This window comes from Companilactobacillus hulinensis (assembly GCF_003946555.1).
GTDB classification, from domain to species: domain Bacteria; phylum Bacillota; class Bacilli; order Lactobacillales; family Lactobacillaceae; genus Companilactobacillus; species Companilactobacillus hulinensis.
On sequence record NZ_RHOO01000004.1, the window covers coordinates 40,776 to 55,061 of the forward strand.

14 protein-coding genes are annotated in these 14,286 nt (G+C 36.9%); 4 read left to right on the plus strand and 10 right to left on the minus strand.

The window, feature by feature from the left end:
• Positions 1–3 precede the first annotated feature (3 nt).
• The 3 genes from EKM66_RS03485 to EKM66_RS03495 all read right to left on the minus strand — a co-directional run bounded on the left by EKM66_RS03485 (position 4) and on the right by EKM66_RS03495 (position 1,998).
• A complete protein-coding gene (locus EKM66_RS03485) occupies positions 4–672 on the minus strand; it encodes a 2,3-bisphosphoglycerate-dependent phosphoglycerate mutase (protein WP_125761748.1) in 669 nt (222 codons plus the stop codon).
• Positions 673–778: 106 nt separating this feature from the next.
• Positions 779–1,657, minus strand: a complete 879-nt coding sequence (locus EKM66_RS03490) for a cation diffusion facilitator family transporter (RefSeq protein ID WP_125761750.1) — start codon at positions 1,655–1,657, stop codon at positions 779–781.
• A 125-nt stretch (positions 1,658–1,782) separates the two neighbouring features.
• Positions 1,783–1,998, minus strand: a complete 216-nt coding sequence (locus tag EKM66_RS03495) for a hypothetical protein (protein ID WP_225426550.1) — start codon at positions 1,996–1,998, stop codon at positions 1,783–1,785.
• 212 nt (positions 1,999–2,210) lie between these two features.
• Between EKM66_RS03495 and EKM66_RS03500 the strand changes: the two genes are divergently transcribed.
• Positions 2,211–3,011, plus strand: coding sequence for a DUF5067 domain-containing protein (locus EKM66_RS03500; protein WP_125761752.1), 801 nt, complete (start codon positions 2,211–2,213; stop codon positions 3,009–3,011).
• Between the two features lie 95 nt (positions 3,012–3,106).
• Here the strand turns inward: EKM66_RS03500 and EKM66_RS03505 are convergent, their stop codons facing one another.
• The 5 genes from EKM66_RS03505 to EKM66_RS03525 all read right to left on the minus strand — a co-directional run bounded on the left by EKM66_RS03505 (position 3,107) and on the right by EKM66_RS03525 (position 7,406).
• The gene (locus EKM66_RS03505) at positions 3,107–3,859 is read right to left on the minus strand and encodes a CPBP family intramembrane glutamic endopeptidase (protein ID WP_125761754.1); all 753 of its coding nucleotides are present in this window, start codon (positions 3,857–3,859) and stop codon (positions 3,107–3,109) included.
• 302 nt (positions 3,860–4,161) lie between these two features.
• On the minus strand, positions 4,162–4,545 hold the full coding sequence (locus EKM66_RS03510) for a DUF956 family protein (RefSeq protein WP_125761756.1): 384 nt from the start codon (positions 4,543–4,545) through the stop codon (positions 4,162–4,164).
• Between the two features lie 111 nt (positions 4,546–4,656).
• A complete protein-coding gene (locus EKM66_RS03515; protein ID WP_125761758.1) occupies positions 4,657–5,568 on the minus strand; it encodes a PTS system mannose/fructose/sorbose family transporter subunit IID in 912 nt (303 codons plus the stop codon).
• Positions 5,569–5,585: 17 nt separating this feature from the next.
• Positions 5,586–6,395 carry a PTS mannose/fructose/sorbose transporter subunit IIC gene (locus EKM66_RS03520; protein WP_125761760.1) on the minus strand — a complete coding sequence of 270 codons (810 nt, stop codon included), beginning with the start codon at positions 6,393–6,395 and terminating at the stop codon, positions 5,586–5,588.
• 33 nt (positions 6,396–6,428) lie between these two features.
• Complete coding sequence (locus tag EKM66_RS03525; protein WP_125761762.1) at positions 6,429–7,406, minus strand: mannose/fructose/sorbose PTS transporter subunit IIA; 978 nt, start codon at positions 7,404–7,406, stop codon at positions 6,429–6,431.
• A gap of 689 nt (positions 7,407–8,095) precedes the next feature.
• Here EKM66_RS03525 and EKM66_RS03530 point away from each other — a divergent pair.
• The gene (locus tag EKM66_RS03530) at positions 8,096–8,626 is read left to right on the plus strand and encodes an NADPH-dependent FMN reductase (protein WP_125761764.1); all 531 of its coding nucleotides are present in this window, start codon (positions 8,096–8,098) and stop codon (positions 8,624–8,626) included.
• Positions 8,627–9,142: 516 nt separating this feature from the next.
• On the opposite strand, the gene EKM66_RS03535 is transcribed toward EKM66_RS03530, so the two are convergent.
• A complete protein-coding gene (locus tag EKM66_RS03535; protein ID WP_125761766.1) occupies positions 9,143–9,820 on the minus strand; it encodes a DUF4867 family protein in 678 nt (225 codons plus the stop codon).
• Positions 9,821–10,008: 188 nt separating this feature from the next.
• Between EKM66_RS03535 and EKM66_RS03540 the strand changes: the two genes are divergently transcribed.
• Both EKM66_RS03540 and EKM66_RS03545 read left to right on the plus strand, forming a co-directional pair.
• The gene (locus tag EKM66_RS03540; protein WP_125761768.1) at positions 10,009–10,947 is read left to right on the plus strand and encodes a 2-dehydropantoate 2-reductase; all 939 of its coding nucleotides are present in this window, start codon (positions 10,009–10,011) and stop codon (positions 10,945–10,947) included.
• Positions 10,948–11,024: 77 nt separating this feature from the next.
• Positions 11,025–12,068, plus strand: a complete 1,044-nt coding sequence (locus EKM66_RS03545; RefSeq protein WP_404811455.1) for a PTS sugar transporter subunit IIC — start codon at positions 11,025–11,027, stop codon at positions 12,066–12,068.
• Between the two features lie 52 nt (positions 12,069–12,120).
• Here EKM66_RS03545 and nagE read toward each other — a convergent pair whose 3' ends face one another.
• Entirely contained in the window at positions 12,121–14,109 is a 1,989-nt protein-coding gene (gene nagE, locus EKM66_RS03550; RefSeq protein ID WP_125761772.1) for an N-acetylglucosamine-specific PTS transporter subunit IIBC, read from the minus strand.
• Positions 14,110–14,286 lie beyond the last annotated feature (177 nt).

Genomic DNA, 14,286 nt, shown 5'->3' on the forward strand with positions numbered 1-14,286 from the left:
TTTTTATTGTCTATTTGACTTAATTATATTCAATTTTGAATCCATGTCGTAGACTATTGGAACTCCGTTAGCAACTTCTACACCATCGATATCATGATCACCAATGTCTTCAAGATACTTGATCAAAGCTCTGATTGTACTGCCGTGAGCAACAATCAATTGATTCTTACCATCTAGTAATTGTGGTGCAACGGTATCAATATAATAAGGAACAATTCGATTATATGCCTGGAATAAACTCTCTGACAAAGGCATTACTCTTGGATCAAGGTACTTGTATGGTCCTACTGAAGGATCCGGCTTATCAAGCTTTGGTGGCATAGTATAGTAGCTTCTGCGCCACAACCTAACTTGTTCAACTCCATATTTTTCACGTGTCATTTCTTTGTTTTGACCACGAAGCGCCCCATAGTGACGTTCGTTTAAACGCCAAGACTTAATTATTGGAACATAATTGAGATCTAAATCATCTTGAATGATGTATGCCGTCATAATAGCACGTTTCAAAACAGAAGTATGAACACATTCAATATCTAATCCTTGTAATTGTTCAGCAGCCTGATGTGCCTGCGCAATTCCCTCTTGAGTTAGGTCGACATCACTCCATCCAGTGTAGTGATTCAACGCATTAGCGGTACTTTGTCCATGTCTAACCATGATAAGTTTTACCATATTATGACATTACCAACTTTCTTGCAATATACCTACCTATATTATCACAACCATCTTTTGAAATAAAAAACGATTGAAAACCATCCCTGGATTTTCAATCATTTTATCAGTCAATTAGTGGATCTTTTAATCCTCGTGTACACTCTGCTTGCAAAGTGACATGTGATACTCCAAATTTATCCTTTAACAGTTTATCAACTTGATCATAGATAACTTCAAGCTGATCCATATTACACTTTTTCTGGACGTTGATATGTGCATCTAAAATAATAAAGTTTTCATCTATCATCCAAACGTGAATATGATGAATGCCCACTACATCAGGTACAGTTAATACAACCTTCTTAACAGCCTCTAAATCGATCTTGGGACTTGCTTCCATCAAGATGTTGATACTTTCCTTAACAACGTCAAAAGCTTCTTTAAGAAGCCATATGGCAATAATCACAGTAATTAATGGATCGACCCAGTTCCAATTAAAGAGTGTTACGAAAATTGAAGCCACAAAGACTCCTACAGATGATAATGTATCTGAAAGCATATGTAAGAAAGTTGCCTTGATATTCAAGTTATCTTTTGACCCAGACCAAAGTGCCAGCATGGATATCAAATTGGCCAATAATCCGATAATAGAGACTATCATCATTAACAAACCGTTAATATGTTGCGGCTGTTGAAATCTACGAATAGATTCTACGATCATCATAATTGTGATGACGATCAAAATACTAGAATTTACAAAAGCAGCTAATATCTCGGCACGTTTATATCCGAATGTTTTGGCGGAATTGTTTTGTCTACGACCAATCACATTGGCAATATACGATATGACAATAGAGATAGAATCTTCAAGATTATGGACAGCATCAGACAATAATCCCAAGCTTCCAGAAATAACCCCTCCAAAGAACTCGGCGACAGTGATAATCAAATTTAATGCCGTTACTGCGAGAAATCTTTTTCCAGTAATCTTAGTATGATCCATGACATCACTTCCTTTAGTTCAATGATAACATTTACTTCAAAAACGAGTTATGAAAAGCATATCTACATGGATGTACAAAAAAAGGAAGACCAGCATGACTAGTCTTCCAACACAATATACTTGTTTTATCTGGTTGCAACTGGCTTAGCTGCAACTTTGATAGGATGAGCAACATCAATGATATCAGAGAATCTGTTTGTAACATAATCTCTCATACCGTCACGTGCTTCTTTTTTAGAAACGTTGTGACAAATGCGCTTCTTAGCAATTCTTTGGCCAGTTTTATCTAGAAAATTACAAGTTACCTCGTAATCGCCATGATTACCAAAAAACAACATCATTGTGACCCCCTTTATATTAAGATAAAAATACCCCTGATGTTTCGACCAGATATTTATACCACTTTTCAAAAGACGTTACAACACCTTGAGAACAAATTTCTGAAAAAAGAATTTTTAGCTGATAATTTTAAATTTACATGAAAAAAATATGATATTATTGCTCTATATAGTTTTTTATCATAGTTTCATGCAGTTTTTATAGGGAGAACATCATGGACAGACGTAGCAACAGAAACAATCGACAAAGTCGAAGCAGAGTTCAACGCAGTAATGTTGACAACAGTCGTATATCCAGAGATAAACGTCGTAAACAGCAACTGCCGTTTTATCAAAAAAACGGATTTATTATCTCTATGATTATCGCTGTAATCGTCTTGATCGTAGCTGGATTCATCATTTGGCGGATAAACTCTACTCCATCCAACACAAATTCTAAATCAAATAATATCGAAGCTGTTAAACCAAGTAAAAAACACACCAAAAAGAAACCTTCTACATCTAAAAAAACTAAAAAAAGTGAAAAGCAGGCTGAACAAAAAGTTAAAGACGAAACAAAAAATGAGACCAAAACTGATGACACTAAGAAGGCTGAAAGTGCGGCAAGCAAAATTCAAAATGCTGGATCATACAATAAGCTGACTTACAAAACCGACTGGTACACATTCAAGATCTCAAACGACGTTAAATTAGTTAAAAATGCTAACGGCGACGCATCACTTTTAGTTAAATATACCTATACAAATAATACGCAAACTCCTGAGAACCCTCAAAAGGTTCAGGCAAATGCCATCACTCTTAAACAAGATGACAAGGTTCTAACAGCAACTTCAGCAACTGGCGATTATGCTGCTTTAGTCAATGCAACCAATACTCAATCAGTTCAACCTGGAGCTAACTTTGATGGAGCTTTGTTAGTCAAAGTAAACAATACTGATTCTGATGTAAATATGTACTTCAAAAACATTAAGACAGATGCTGAATTAGATACCATGCAGCCATTTAAATTGAAATAAAGAAAAATAGCCGTAGCTTCCTTCGTTCAACCAAAAGAGCCTCTCGCATTTACTACATAAGTAAATACAAGAGGCTTTTAAGTTATACTCAGAGGTTAATCGTGTTTCATAACGCTCTGTTCTATTGTTAATCCTTTAACCTGATATCTGGCAATTATTATTGTTATTCCTAATAAGAACAAGCAAGCTATTAATGAAGCTGTCGAAAATTGCATCTTACTAGCCTCTCTGAGCGTACTTGGAGATAACAATGGGAAAACATCTTTAAGCATGTGCAAAACAACCACTAATGCTAAATTATTCGTTTTAATGTATATTGCACCGAGAAGCAGTCCAAAGGCAATTGCAAATATTACTTGAATCGATACATAACCGAAAGAAATACTCTTTAAATTGATCAAATGCATCAATCCAAACAAGATACTCGAACCGATCACTGCTTTGTATGCATTACCATGGAAACGTCTAAGGAATAGAGGAATCATTAATCCTCTGAAACAAAATTCCTCCGCTAATCCAACTAAAATGGTCATCAAGACAATTTCAACTTTGAATGACATATCACCAACATAGAACATAGCAATACTAGAATACCCAACAAATATAATTGTTGGCAATGCCGTCATGATCTGCTGCATTGGCTGGGACGAACTGATCCAATTTATTTGTTGATGCAACCAATATTTGTTTAACAAATATGCTGCTAGAAAGACAACTAAATCTGCCACACCCTGCCTAACGTTCGAATTAAGTCCTTTGGGAATGACCATTGAGGAAACATACAGCATTATCGGAAATATTATCCAGACAACAAATATTTTTAAATTTAATGATTTAAGAACTTTCATCTGTTATTTCCTCCTTTTTTGCCTAATTTTACCATCTAAAACTTTTTTTAAAAATAATTTGACATGGAACGCGTTCCATACTGTATCCTACAGTTGTTGAGAAGAAGTGGTCGCGACCACTTGACCCGACATTTCAAATGACAATTGTAAAAGCATTCAGCCATGTTAATTTACAATCATATATATTTTTTGGAAGATGCTCACCCTTCAATGAGTCTTTCAAATTGGTCTAACGGCCCAAAAACACCCAGGCTTACCATTTTGGTAAGCCTTTTTGTGTGAAAAAAAATAGACCTTTAAGTCTATTTTTTACTTTTTCTATTAAAGATATTCTTGACGCTACGACTAATGACTTGAAAGAATCCCAATGATTGAACGATATTATCAGGATCAATATATTTGCGAACGGCTCTTAAAACGCGTTTAGGATCTTTAGAAGAGAACGTGAACATTCCATTCTTCTTTGTTTTCAAAGCAAAACGTGGAATCCATTTGCCTTTAAACATCACAGAAACTATAACAACATCTACTTCTTTCCATGGAATTTGAATAAAATTCTTAGTATCCCTATCACTATAAAACTCAAATCCCTTATCACCGATCATGATTTTTCCATATTCAGATAAACCCATATGCGATGTAGCATCAATTACAAGATCGGATTTTGTATTGATTGATTGGACCATTTAATCCACTCCATTTCTTAAAGTAACGATAATTAATCACATTATACAACTAAAAAAGGATGAACCCATAAGAGTCCATCCAATAAGGAGCCAAATGCTCGATAAAAATTATTACATAACGTGAAGTACGTGTAGAAGAACACCGACAACGAATAATCCAAGGATAATAACGATTGGTGAAACTTTCTTCTTTAGTAACCACATACAGAACAATGTTAGAAGCAATGCTGCCAAACCTGGTACCAATTGGTCCAAGTTATCTTGCAATGTTGTAACTTTGTGAGCTGTCAATGATAGACCAGCCTTTTGTTGAATAAGAGCTTCCTTAACACCTTGTGCACCTGCTGGAAGATGTGCCCAGTCAATATATGCACCTTTATCCAACTTAACGGTTGAAACAGTTGGTGTGAACTTAACAACAACCCAACGGTTGATCAATGAACCTAGGATAAACATACCTAGAATTGAAGCACCTTTTGTAATGTCTTGTAGTAAACCACCAGACATATCTTCTGTGATAGCAGAACCGGCTTTATAACCTAGTTCTTGTGTATACCACATGAAACTCATACGAATAGCATTCCATAGTACAAAGTAAAGGATTGGTCCTAAGATATTACCTGTCATAGCAAGTGATGCAGCTAAGGCACCAATGATAGGCTTAACAGTGAACCAGAACACTGGATCACCAATACCAGCCAAAGGACCCATCATACCAACTTTAACACCTTGAATGGCAACATCGTCAACGGGAGCACCATTGGCACGTTCCTCTTCAAGAGCCATAGTAACACCTAAGATAGGTGAAGCTAAGTATGGGTGACAGTTAAAGAATTCCAAGTGACGCTTTAAAGCTGCGGCACGGTCTTCTTTAGTTGTGTATAGTTTTTTTAGTGCTGGAATCAATGAATATGCCCAGCCACCGTTTTGCATACGTTCGTAGTTCCATGAACCTTGAATGAAAGTTGAACGCCACCAAACGGAGATTCTATCTTTTTTACTTAATTTTAATTCTTCAGCCATGTTAATCTTCCTCCGTCCTAGTAATTATCTATTATGTCGCCAACTGGATCACCGGTGTTTGAACCACCACCGCCATTGTTTGAACCGCCACTCTTAGAAAGAGTTAGGTAGATCAAGGCAAGTGAGATACCGATAGTACCAAGTGCGATAAGTGTTAACTGTGTAACAGTTGCTAGAACAAAACCAATAGCGAAGAATGGCCATACTTCTTTAGAAGCCATCATGTTGATAACCATTGCATAACCAACGGCAACAACCATACCACCACCAACGGCAAGACCGTCAGTTAACCATGTAGGCATTGATGCCAACATAGCTCTAACAGGACCAGCACCAACAGCAAGAATCAAGGCTGCAGGGATGGCAATACGAATACCTTGTAAACAGATAGCAATAATTTGCCACATTTCAATCTTTCTAAAACTACCTTCTTCAGCAGCTTTATCCATGATGTGGACAATACCTGTTGTGATTGTACGAACAATGATTGTTAGTAACAATCCAGCAACAGCAAGTGGTACGGCAATAGCAATGGCTGATGTAACACCGGCCTTACCTTCACCACCAAGAACCAAAATAATAGCAGAAGCTACAGATGCCAAAGCGGCATCAGGTGCAACAGCGGCACCAATATTAGCCCAACCCAAGGCGATCATTTGTAGTGAACCACCTAGAATCAAACAAGGTACTAAATTACCTGTAACTAAGCCGATCAAAGTACATGCAATAACTGGTTGGTGAAAATGGAATTCATCAAGAATACCTTCCATACCGGCTAAGAATGATACTAGAACGACTAATACAATTTGAATAGCATTTAATTGCATGAGTATTAACCCTCCGTATATATTCTAAAAAAATTATTTATTCTTATTTAATTCAGCTTGAGCTTTGTTCAAGATATTATCCATATTGTCTTGTGAGTCTGTTGGGACTTTACGAACATCGAACTTAATACCTTTATCTTCAAGCTTCTTGAATGTATCAATATCATCTTGGTCAAAAGCCAAAACCTTATTAGGTTGAACTTTACCAACTGAGTGAGCCATTGAACCAACATTTAGTTCTTTCAATGGAACTCCACCTTCAATAGCACGTAGTGCATCTTGAGGTGTTTCGAATAGTAGCAAAGCACGTTGACCACCAAAGTGCTTGTCATCCTTTGCTAATTTGATCATTTGGTCAACTGGAACAACGTGAGCCTTAACACCAACTGGTGCAGCTTGTTGAATCAATTGTGTACGCAAATCATCTTTAGCAACAGCATCAGATACAACGATAATACGTGTAGGTGTTACTGATTTTGACCAAGCTGTAGCAACTTGACCATGTAGTAAACGTGAATCGATACGTGCTAAGACGTAATCAAATGATCCAGGTCTACCAGCATTAGATACTTGTTGAGCAGGAGCTGCAGCCTTAGAATCTTCTTTAGGTTGAAGTTCTTCTGGACGAACCTTAACCCCATCTTTTGCTGTCTCAAGAATATGTGCAGCGATTTCGTGTGCACTATCCATTGATAGACGTGAAGCATAAGCTTCAATAAGCATTGGTAAGTTCAAGCCGGCGACGATTGCCCACTTATCCTTATGTGCTTCAAACAAGCCGTTAACTTGATTGAATGGTGTACCACCCCAAAGATCGACTAGGAACAAGACTTGGTCTTGATCTTTAAAAGTAGCAATTGCTTCTTCCAACTTTGCCTTTAAGTCATCAGGTCCCATATCTGGCATCAATGTTACGGCTTGAACTTCTTCTTGTTCGCCGAAGATCATTGATCCGGATTGTTTGATACCCTTGGCAAATTCACCGTGACTGGCAATGATAATTCCTACCATCTTTAATCCTCCTTATTTTTTGTATCAAAGCGCTTACATTAGCTACCCATTGATAACCAAATATATAAAATAGAAACAGATTATGTCTGAATAAGACGCTTTAATCGAGCTCACCCTTCTTGTGAACCCTTTCATAATATCATTTTTTCAGAAAAAAAACACCTCTTTAAACAAAAAAATTCACGCCGTATATGAATTTGCAATTCATATTGGAATAATTATTCGTTCTTTTTGATTTTTTTGACGTAGTGCCTACTCTCAAAGGCTCTTCACTAAGCTTTCACAATGCCGTCGTTCTGGTCTACACCAAAGGTTTGATTATGTTTTAACCAAACATTAGTTGTCACCGAAAGAATTTGAAAATCCAAACGTTATTGTATGCTTTCAGCTATTTTGTTCTATAAAAAATTATTTTGACTTTTTTTCAATTATTTATAAAATCTTAAAATTTTGATCATCAAGTTTTTCAGCTGTTTTAGATATATAACATCGAGATTTCGCGTTTCTTCCTATTAGATATAAATAATTGGAATTGATAATGGCAGGTCGATTTCCTGAAAGTGGTAGTTACCTGTCATTATTAACGATGATTTTTAAGAATTCAATGACCTTGGTTATATCTTTATCAGAGTCAATTAGTTGTAAAATATCTATTCAGATGAATAAATATTAAAAGAAGGTAATTATATATGAAAAAAATCGGTATTATTATTGGAAGTACTCGACCAACTAGGATTTCCCCAGCTATTACTGATTGGGTGCTACAAAACTTGAAAGATTCTAAATTAGACTTTGAAAGAATAGATTTGAAAGAAATAAATCTCCCATTCTTAGATGAATCTGACATCCCCGCACATGGCAACTATCAAAACCAGCACACTAAAGATTGGGCAAATTTAATTGATTCATTTGATGGATTTATAATCGTTTATCCACAATATAACTGGGGATATCCAGCAGTATTAAAGAATGCCCTAGATTATTTATACAAGGAATGGGCACATAAACCGGTATCGACCGTTGTATATGGATCACACGGTGGCTTCCAAGCCGCAATCGCTCTAGATTTGGTATTACGTGGTCTGCATATGGAGGTCATGAATACTAATGCAAGTTTGAGTTTTGATACCAACCAAGAATTAAATCCAGAGGTCGATTTGAAAAAGTATGAATTCAGCATCGAACAAATTGGAGCTGAATTTGAACAGATTTTGGGATAAAAGATATACAAGTGTCTGTCTCCAAAACTTAAAACAATCTCCTGCTATGCGAAACGTACCGAGCCTAAACCCCGTCTTGGTACTCGGTTTTAAGCCTTGTAAAGTTCAACAAGTCTTAAAACACGTCCGGTGGTGTAAATGGCTAAAGCCATAACACCACTATCATAGCTGGAGATTATTTTAAATTTTTCCGACTAATTCGATATTGACCTTAATTTAAAATTCTGAATATTTCACTACTGTACATAAAATTTAAGTTTTTAAATCATAATTATACAAAAAGGGAGCCATTCCCAACTTGATACGTAACATCAAGTTAGGAATGACCCCCTTTAACTCCCTTTAATAGATTATCTAAACACTAGTCAGAAGAGGTGAAATATATTTATTGGCAGTGATAGTGGTGTTAGGACGAGCGCTTTTCTCATTCTTACACTATCGGACGTATTGAGACGGCATTTTGGCTCAAATCGATCCGCACAGCCATTAAATATTTTTCATCTCTGAAAATTACTTCTATTTAACTTGTTTCATTTCAACAAGCTTACCTGTTAATCCAACTTTAACACCAATAGCAATCTTGTCTTTTCTAATTGGATCAACAACTTGGAACTTATTCTTCTTAACAATACGAGGATTGTTGCTCTTGAAATCTGATGGTAACTCTTGATTTGTTCCAGCAATCAACATAACGATGAACTTGAATCCTGATTCATGTACCTTAATTGGTGCATAGTGCAATGTATCACTGTAGAATTCAACGACTGTACCAGCTGGTACGAAGAAGATCTGACCATCTTCACTTGGGCTGTACAAACCTTTAGTATCCAAAGTTTGACGTCTTCCAAGAACCATAATTACATCGGTTTGGAAAATATTCAATTCACTACCTTGGTGATATTCAATAGCAGTGAAACTTGTTGATTGTCCTGTGCATTCTCCAGCTTCAATTGGCATACCGGCGAAGACGTCAGTTCCAATTTCTTGAATAGTTGAGATTTCTTCTAGTTCTGGATTTGAAGGAACGTATTTGTTATCTGGACTTGAGATTTTTACCTTTGTGTCCATAAATTGGTTGATATCGGCTAAATTATAATTTGTATAAACTGTTCCGTACTTCTTAAAATCAGGATCGTCAATCGTCAAAATCTTATAATCTGGATTCTTTTTTTGAAAATCTTCGTATGTACTCATTGAAAATATCTCCTCATTTGTTGTTTATCTTTGTTTATTTCAAACATAATCTAACATTTGAAAACGTTTTAGTCAAGACTGAATTACGTATTTACGATCTCTTATTTTGAATCACCCCATTGTAGCTTTTTTCACAAAATCTAGGGTATAATGTATCTGTATTTAAATAATTTCAAAGGAGAATAACTATGAAAGTCGTAATCGCTGGTGCGGGTGCAATGGGTAGCCGTTTTGGTATTATGCTTCACAAAGGAGGTAACGATGTAACCCTCGTTGATGGTTGGCCTGCTCACGTTGAAGCCATTCGTCAAAATGGCGTCAAGGCTAATTTTAATGGTGAAGATATCGTAGAAAATATTCCAGTTGTTTTACAATCCGAAGTAAGTAGCGCTGATAAAAAGGATTTAATTATCCTCTTCACAAAAGCTATGCAATTGGACAAAATGCTTCAAGATATTAAACCTATGATTGCTGATCATACAAAAATTCTATGTTTATTAAACGGAATTGGACATGAAGATACAATCGAAAAATACATTCCAATGGAAAACATCTTTATCGGTAATACAATGTGGACTGCTGGTTTAGTTGGACCTGGTGAAGTTAAATTATTCGGTAGTGGTTCAGTTGAACTACAAAATCTTGGCGACGGACAAGAAGATTCTGCTAAAGAATTAGCTGGTTTCCTATCAGAATCAGGATTGAATGCTAAATATTCAGACAACATCCACTATTCTATCTATCGTAAGGCATGCGTTAACGGAACAATGAACTGTCTATGTTCGATTCTTGACGTTAACATGGCTGAATTCGGTGCAACAGAACCTGCACATGATATGGTTGTAACTGTTGTTAAAGAATTCGCTGCTGTTGCCGCACATGAAGGTGTAGAGTTGGATATTGATGAAGTTGTAGCACACGTTGAATCATGCTTCGATCCAAACACTATCGGTAAGCACTATCCTTCAATGTATCAAGACTTGATCAATAATCACCGTTTGACAGAAATCGACTATATCAACGGCGCTGTATCACGCAAGGGTAAGAAATATGGAATTCCAACTCCATACTGTGATCTATTAACACAATTGATCCATTGTAAAGAAGACATTCTCGGAGCTAAGTAAAAGTATTTTTGAAATGATTTTATTGGTAGTTGGTAATATAAAGGACAAATCCCCAAAATCTAATTTAGAGAGGTACCTTGACGATGAAAGATAAATCATCAGCTAAAATTTTTCTGAACAAAGTTCTATCTGGAACGGCGACCGGTATCATCGTTGGTCTAATTCCTAATGCCGTTCTCGCAGCCATCCTAAAGATGTTCGGTGATAATACATTTGCAGTTGCGATTGCAAACACAGCGCTCATCTTCCAAATGGCAACACCATTGCTTATTGGTGTATTGATTGCCCAACAATTCAAGCTTAATCCAATGCAAATGCTAGTCGTTGGTGGCGCATCATTTGCCGGATCTGGTGTAATCAAGTTCGATGGAAAAGCTGCAGCATTTATTGGAGCTGGTACTGGTGACATTATTAACACCATGTTAACAGCCTCAATCGCAGTCCTATTGATTCAACTGATCGGTGACAAATTTGGTTCAGTTGCTATCGTATTAACTCCTATCGTAGTTGGTGTTGGCGCTGGTCTAATTGGTTTCTACCTATATCCATACGTAACCGATATTACAAAGGCAATTGGTGATGGTATCAACGCCTTCACTAACTTGCAACCTATCTTTATGGCAATTCTAATCAGTTGCGCATTCGCACTGATAATTATTTCTCCAATCTCAACAGTTGCTATCGGTATGGCAATTCAATTAAACGGAATTTCTGCCGGTGCCGCTGCCATGGGTGTTGCTGCTACAACTATTGTTCTAGTAGTTAATTCATGGAAAGTTAACAAATCTGGTGTTACTATTGCGATTGCTCTAGGTGCTATGAAGATGATGATGCCTAATTTGTTTAGACGTCCGATTATCATGGTTCCTGTATTATTCACAGCAATTATTTCAGCCATCCCTGTTGCTCTGTTTTCTATCTCCGGAACACCTGCTTCAGCCGGATTCGGATTGGTTGGTATAGTTGGACCACTTGCTTCAATGGAAGCTGGATTGAATATCGTTCTAGTATTGATTAGTTGGCTATTAGTTCCGATTGCAGCTGCTCTACTTTCACAATTCGTTTGTGAAAAGATATTGCATATGTATGACAGAACTGATGTCTTCAAGTTTCTTGGATAAAATATAAAAAATGAGCCTGGAATTTTTCCAGGCTCATTTTTATTTACTTAAATTATTTAATTGTAACTTTAACAACTTCATCAGTTCTTGTAACTTCTTTGTCCATGACGTTGTACTTCATATAAGAAACGGCTGGCATGTTTGTCACAATGACCATAACATCAGTCTTCTTGCCTGCTTTAACAACAGCATCAAGATCCATATCAGCTAATACGTCTCCGTGTTTAACAACTTGTCCTTCAGCAACTTTGACATCAAATGGTTCACCCTTCAATTGAACAGTGTCAATTCCCATGTGTACTAGGACTTCAAGTCCATTGTTAGTCTTAATTCCAATTGCATGTTTCGTTGGGAAAACTGTAGAGATTTCACCATCAACTGGAGTAACGATTTGATTATCAGTTGGAACAACAGCATAACCATCACCAAGCATCTTTTGTGCGAATGTTGGATCATCAACGTCTTCGATATCTTCTAGCTTACCGTTGGCAACACTATAGAAGATATCAGTTTCTCCAGATTTCACATCACTTGCTACGGGGGCAGCTGTAGCTGTAGTAGTCTTATTTTCATCTGTCGCAGTAGTGATTGCAGCATTTTCATCATTAAGTTTCTTCAATGCATCAGCAACAAATTGAACTTCGGTACCAATAACGATATGAATATTTGTCTTATCTAGAACATTAACTCCGGCGGCTCCGGAAGACTTGATAATATTCTTGTTGATCTTACCAGTATCATTTAATTGCAAGCGCAAACGTGTAGTGCAGTTATCAATAACTTTGATATTATCATGACCACCAATACCGGCATAAACCTTCTTGGCAGCAATCATATATTTATCATCATCATCTGATGTATCAACTTCAACGTTTTCAACCGCTGCATCATCTTCTAATGGCTCACGACCAGGTGTCATCAAATTAAACTTCTTAATAGCAAAGTCGAATCCAAAGTAATAAATAACTGCCATTACCAATCCTTGAACTAACAACATCAAAGGATGATTAGCAATCGGCATGTGCAAACTCAATAAATAATCAACTAGACCTGCACTAAATGTGAATCCAGCTGTCCAGTGCATGTATGCTGCAAATGCCATTGATAAGCCTGTGAACACAGCATGAATAACATACAATGGCCAAGCAACAAACATAAATGAAAACTCTAACGGTTCAGTAACACCAGTGAAGAATGATGCAAAGGCACCCGCCATCATCAATCCAGCGGTCTCCTTCTTACGTTCAGGTAAGGCATTACGATAAATCGCATAGGCACCTGCTGGTAGTCCAAACATCATAACTGGGAAGTAACCCGCAAGATACATCCCTGTTACACCTTTAGTACCTTTATTTGCCCAGAAATTACCAATATCGTTGATACCGGCAATATTGAATTCAAACACTTGATTCAAAGCTTGGTGCAATCCTGTTGGAATAAGCAGACGGTTGAAGAATCCGAATAATCCAGCACCAACTGCTCCCAAACCAACAAAGAATTTACCAAAATCAATCAAAGCATCATATAATGCTGGCCAAATGAATAGCAAAACAATTGTAACTATTAACATTACCAATGATGAAAGAATGGGTACTAATCTTTTACCACTGAAAAATGATAATGCCATTGGAAGTTTGGTATTATGAAACTTATCATACAAAGCGGCAGCTGTTAGACCAGCAATAATACCGATAAAGACATTTCCTGAAATTGCATTGAATGCAGGATCGACATCTTTAATATTTATTCCCTTCAACAATGCAACATTGGCTGGCGCTAACACGCCAACCGGAACAATATAGGCAACCACACCGGCAAGAGCCGAAGCGCCATCCTTTTCTTGCGCCATACCTAAGGCAAGACCAACGGCAAACAATAATGCAAGTTGACCTAAGATTGCAGTTCCCCCTGCTTGCAGGAATTGTGCTAAGGCCCATTTTTCAGGAAGCCAGTGACCAATACCTACAAGAAGTGCGGCTGCTGGTAACACAGCTACAGGAAGTTGCAATGAACGTCCCATTCTTTGTAAATAAGTTTTCATTTTTCCCTTTTCCTCCTAATAAAGTCGAAATAATAACAACGAATCTTATAATAGTGGTATACATAGCCCATTGCAAGAAAAAATTAACGAGGTATATACCTATGAAAGCGTAGTAAACGTTTTCTGTTACGAAAATGTTATTTTTATCAGCAAATTGGTATACGCCACTAAGCAACT

What these genes read in the sequence shown, in the direction of transcription:
- EKM66_RS03485 (WP_125761748.1), bottom strand. Translation starts at nt 672, where the DNA reads ATGGTAAAACTTATCATGGTTAGACATGGACAAAGTACCGCTAATGCG.
- EKM66_RS03490 (WP_125761750.1), bottom strand. Translation starts at nt 1,657, where the DNA reads ATGGATCATACTAAGATTACTGGAAAAAGATTTCTCGCAGTAACGGCA.
- EKM66_RS03495 (WP_225426550.1), bottom strand. Translation starts at nt 1,998, where the DNA reads ATGATGTTGTTTTTTGGTAATCATGGCGATTACGAGGTAACTTGTAAT.
- EKM66_RS03500 (WP_125761752.1), top strand. Translation starts at nt 2,211, where the DNA reads ATGGACAGACGTAGCAACAGAAACAATCGACAAAGTCGAAGCAGAGTT.
- EKM66_RS03505 (WP_125761754.1), bottom strand. Translation starts at nt 3,859, where the DNA reads ATGAAAGTTCTTAAATCATTAAATTTAAAAATATTTGTTGTCTGGATA.
- EKM66_RS03510 (WP_125761756.1), bottom strand. Translation starts at nt 4,545, where the DNA reads ATGGTCCAATCAATCAATACAAAATCCGATCTTGTAATTGATGCTACA.
- EKM66_RS03515 (WP_125761758.1), bottom strand. Translation starts at nt 5,568, where the DNA reads ATGGCTGAAGAATTAAAATTAAGTAAAAAAGATAGAATCTCCGTTTGG.
- EKM66_RS03520 (WP_125761760.1), bottom strand. Translation starts at nt 6,395, where the DNA reads ATGCAATTAAATGCTATTCAAATTGTATTAGTCGTTCTAGTATCATTC.
- EKM66_RS03525 (WP_125761762.1), bottom strand. Translation starts at nt 7,406, where the DNA reads ATGGTAGGAATTATCATTGCCAGTCACGGTGAATTTGCCAAGGGTATC.
- EKM66_RS03530 (WP_125761764.1), top strand. Translation starts at nt 8,096, where the DNA reads ATGAAAAAAATCGGTATTATTATTGGAAGTACTCGACCAACTAGGATT.
- EKM66_RS03535 (WP_125761766.1), bottom strand. Translation starts at nt 9,820, where the DNA reads ATGAGTACATACGAAGATTTTCAAAAAAAGAATCCAGATTATAAGATT.
- EKM66_RS03540 (WP_125761768.1), top strand. Translation starts at nt 10,009, where the DNA reads ATGAAAGTCGTAATCGCTGGTGCGGGTGCAATGGGTAGCCGTTTTGGT.
- nagE (WP_125761772.1), bottom strand. Translation starts at nt 14,109, where the DNA reads ATGAAAACTTATTTACAAAGAATGGGACGTTCATTGCAACTTCCTGTA.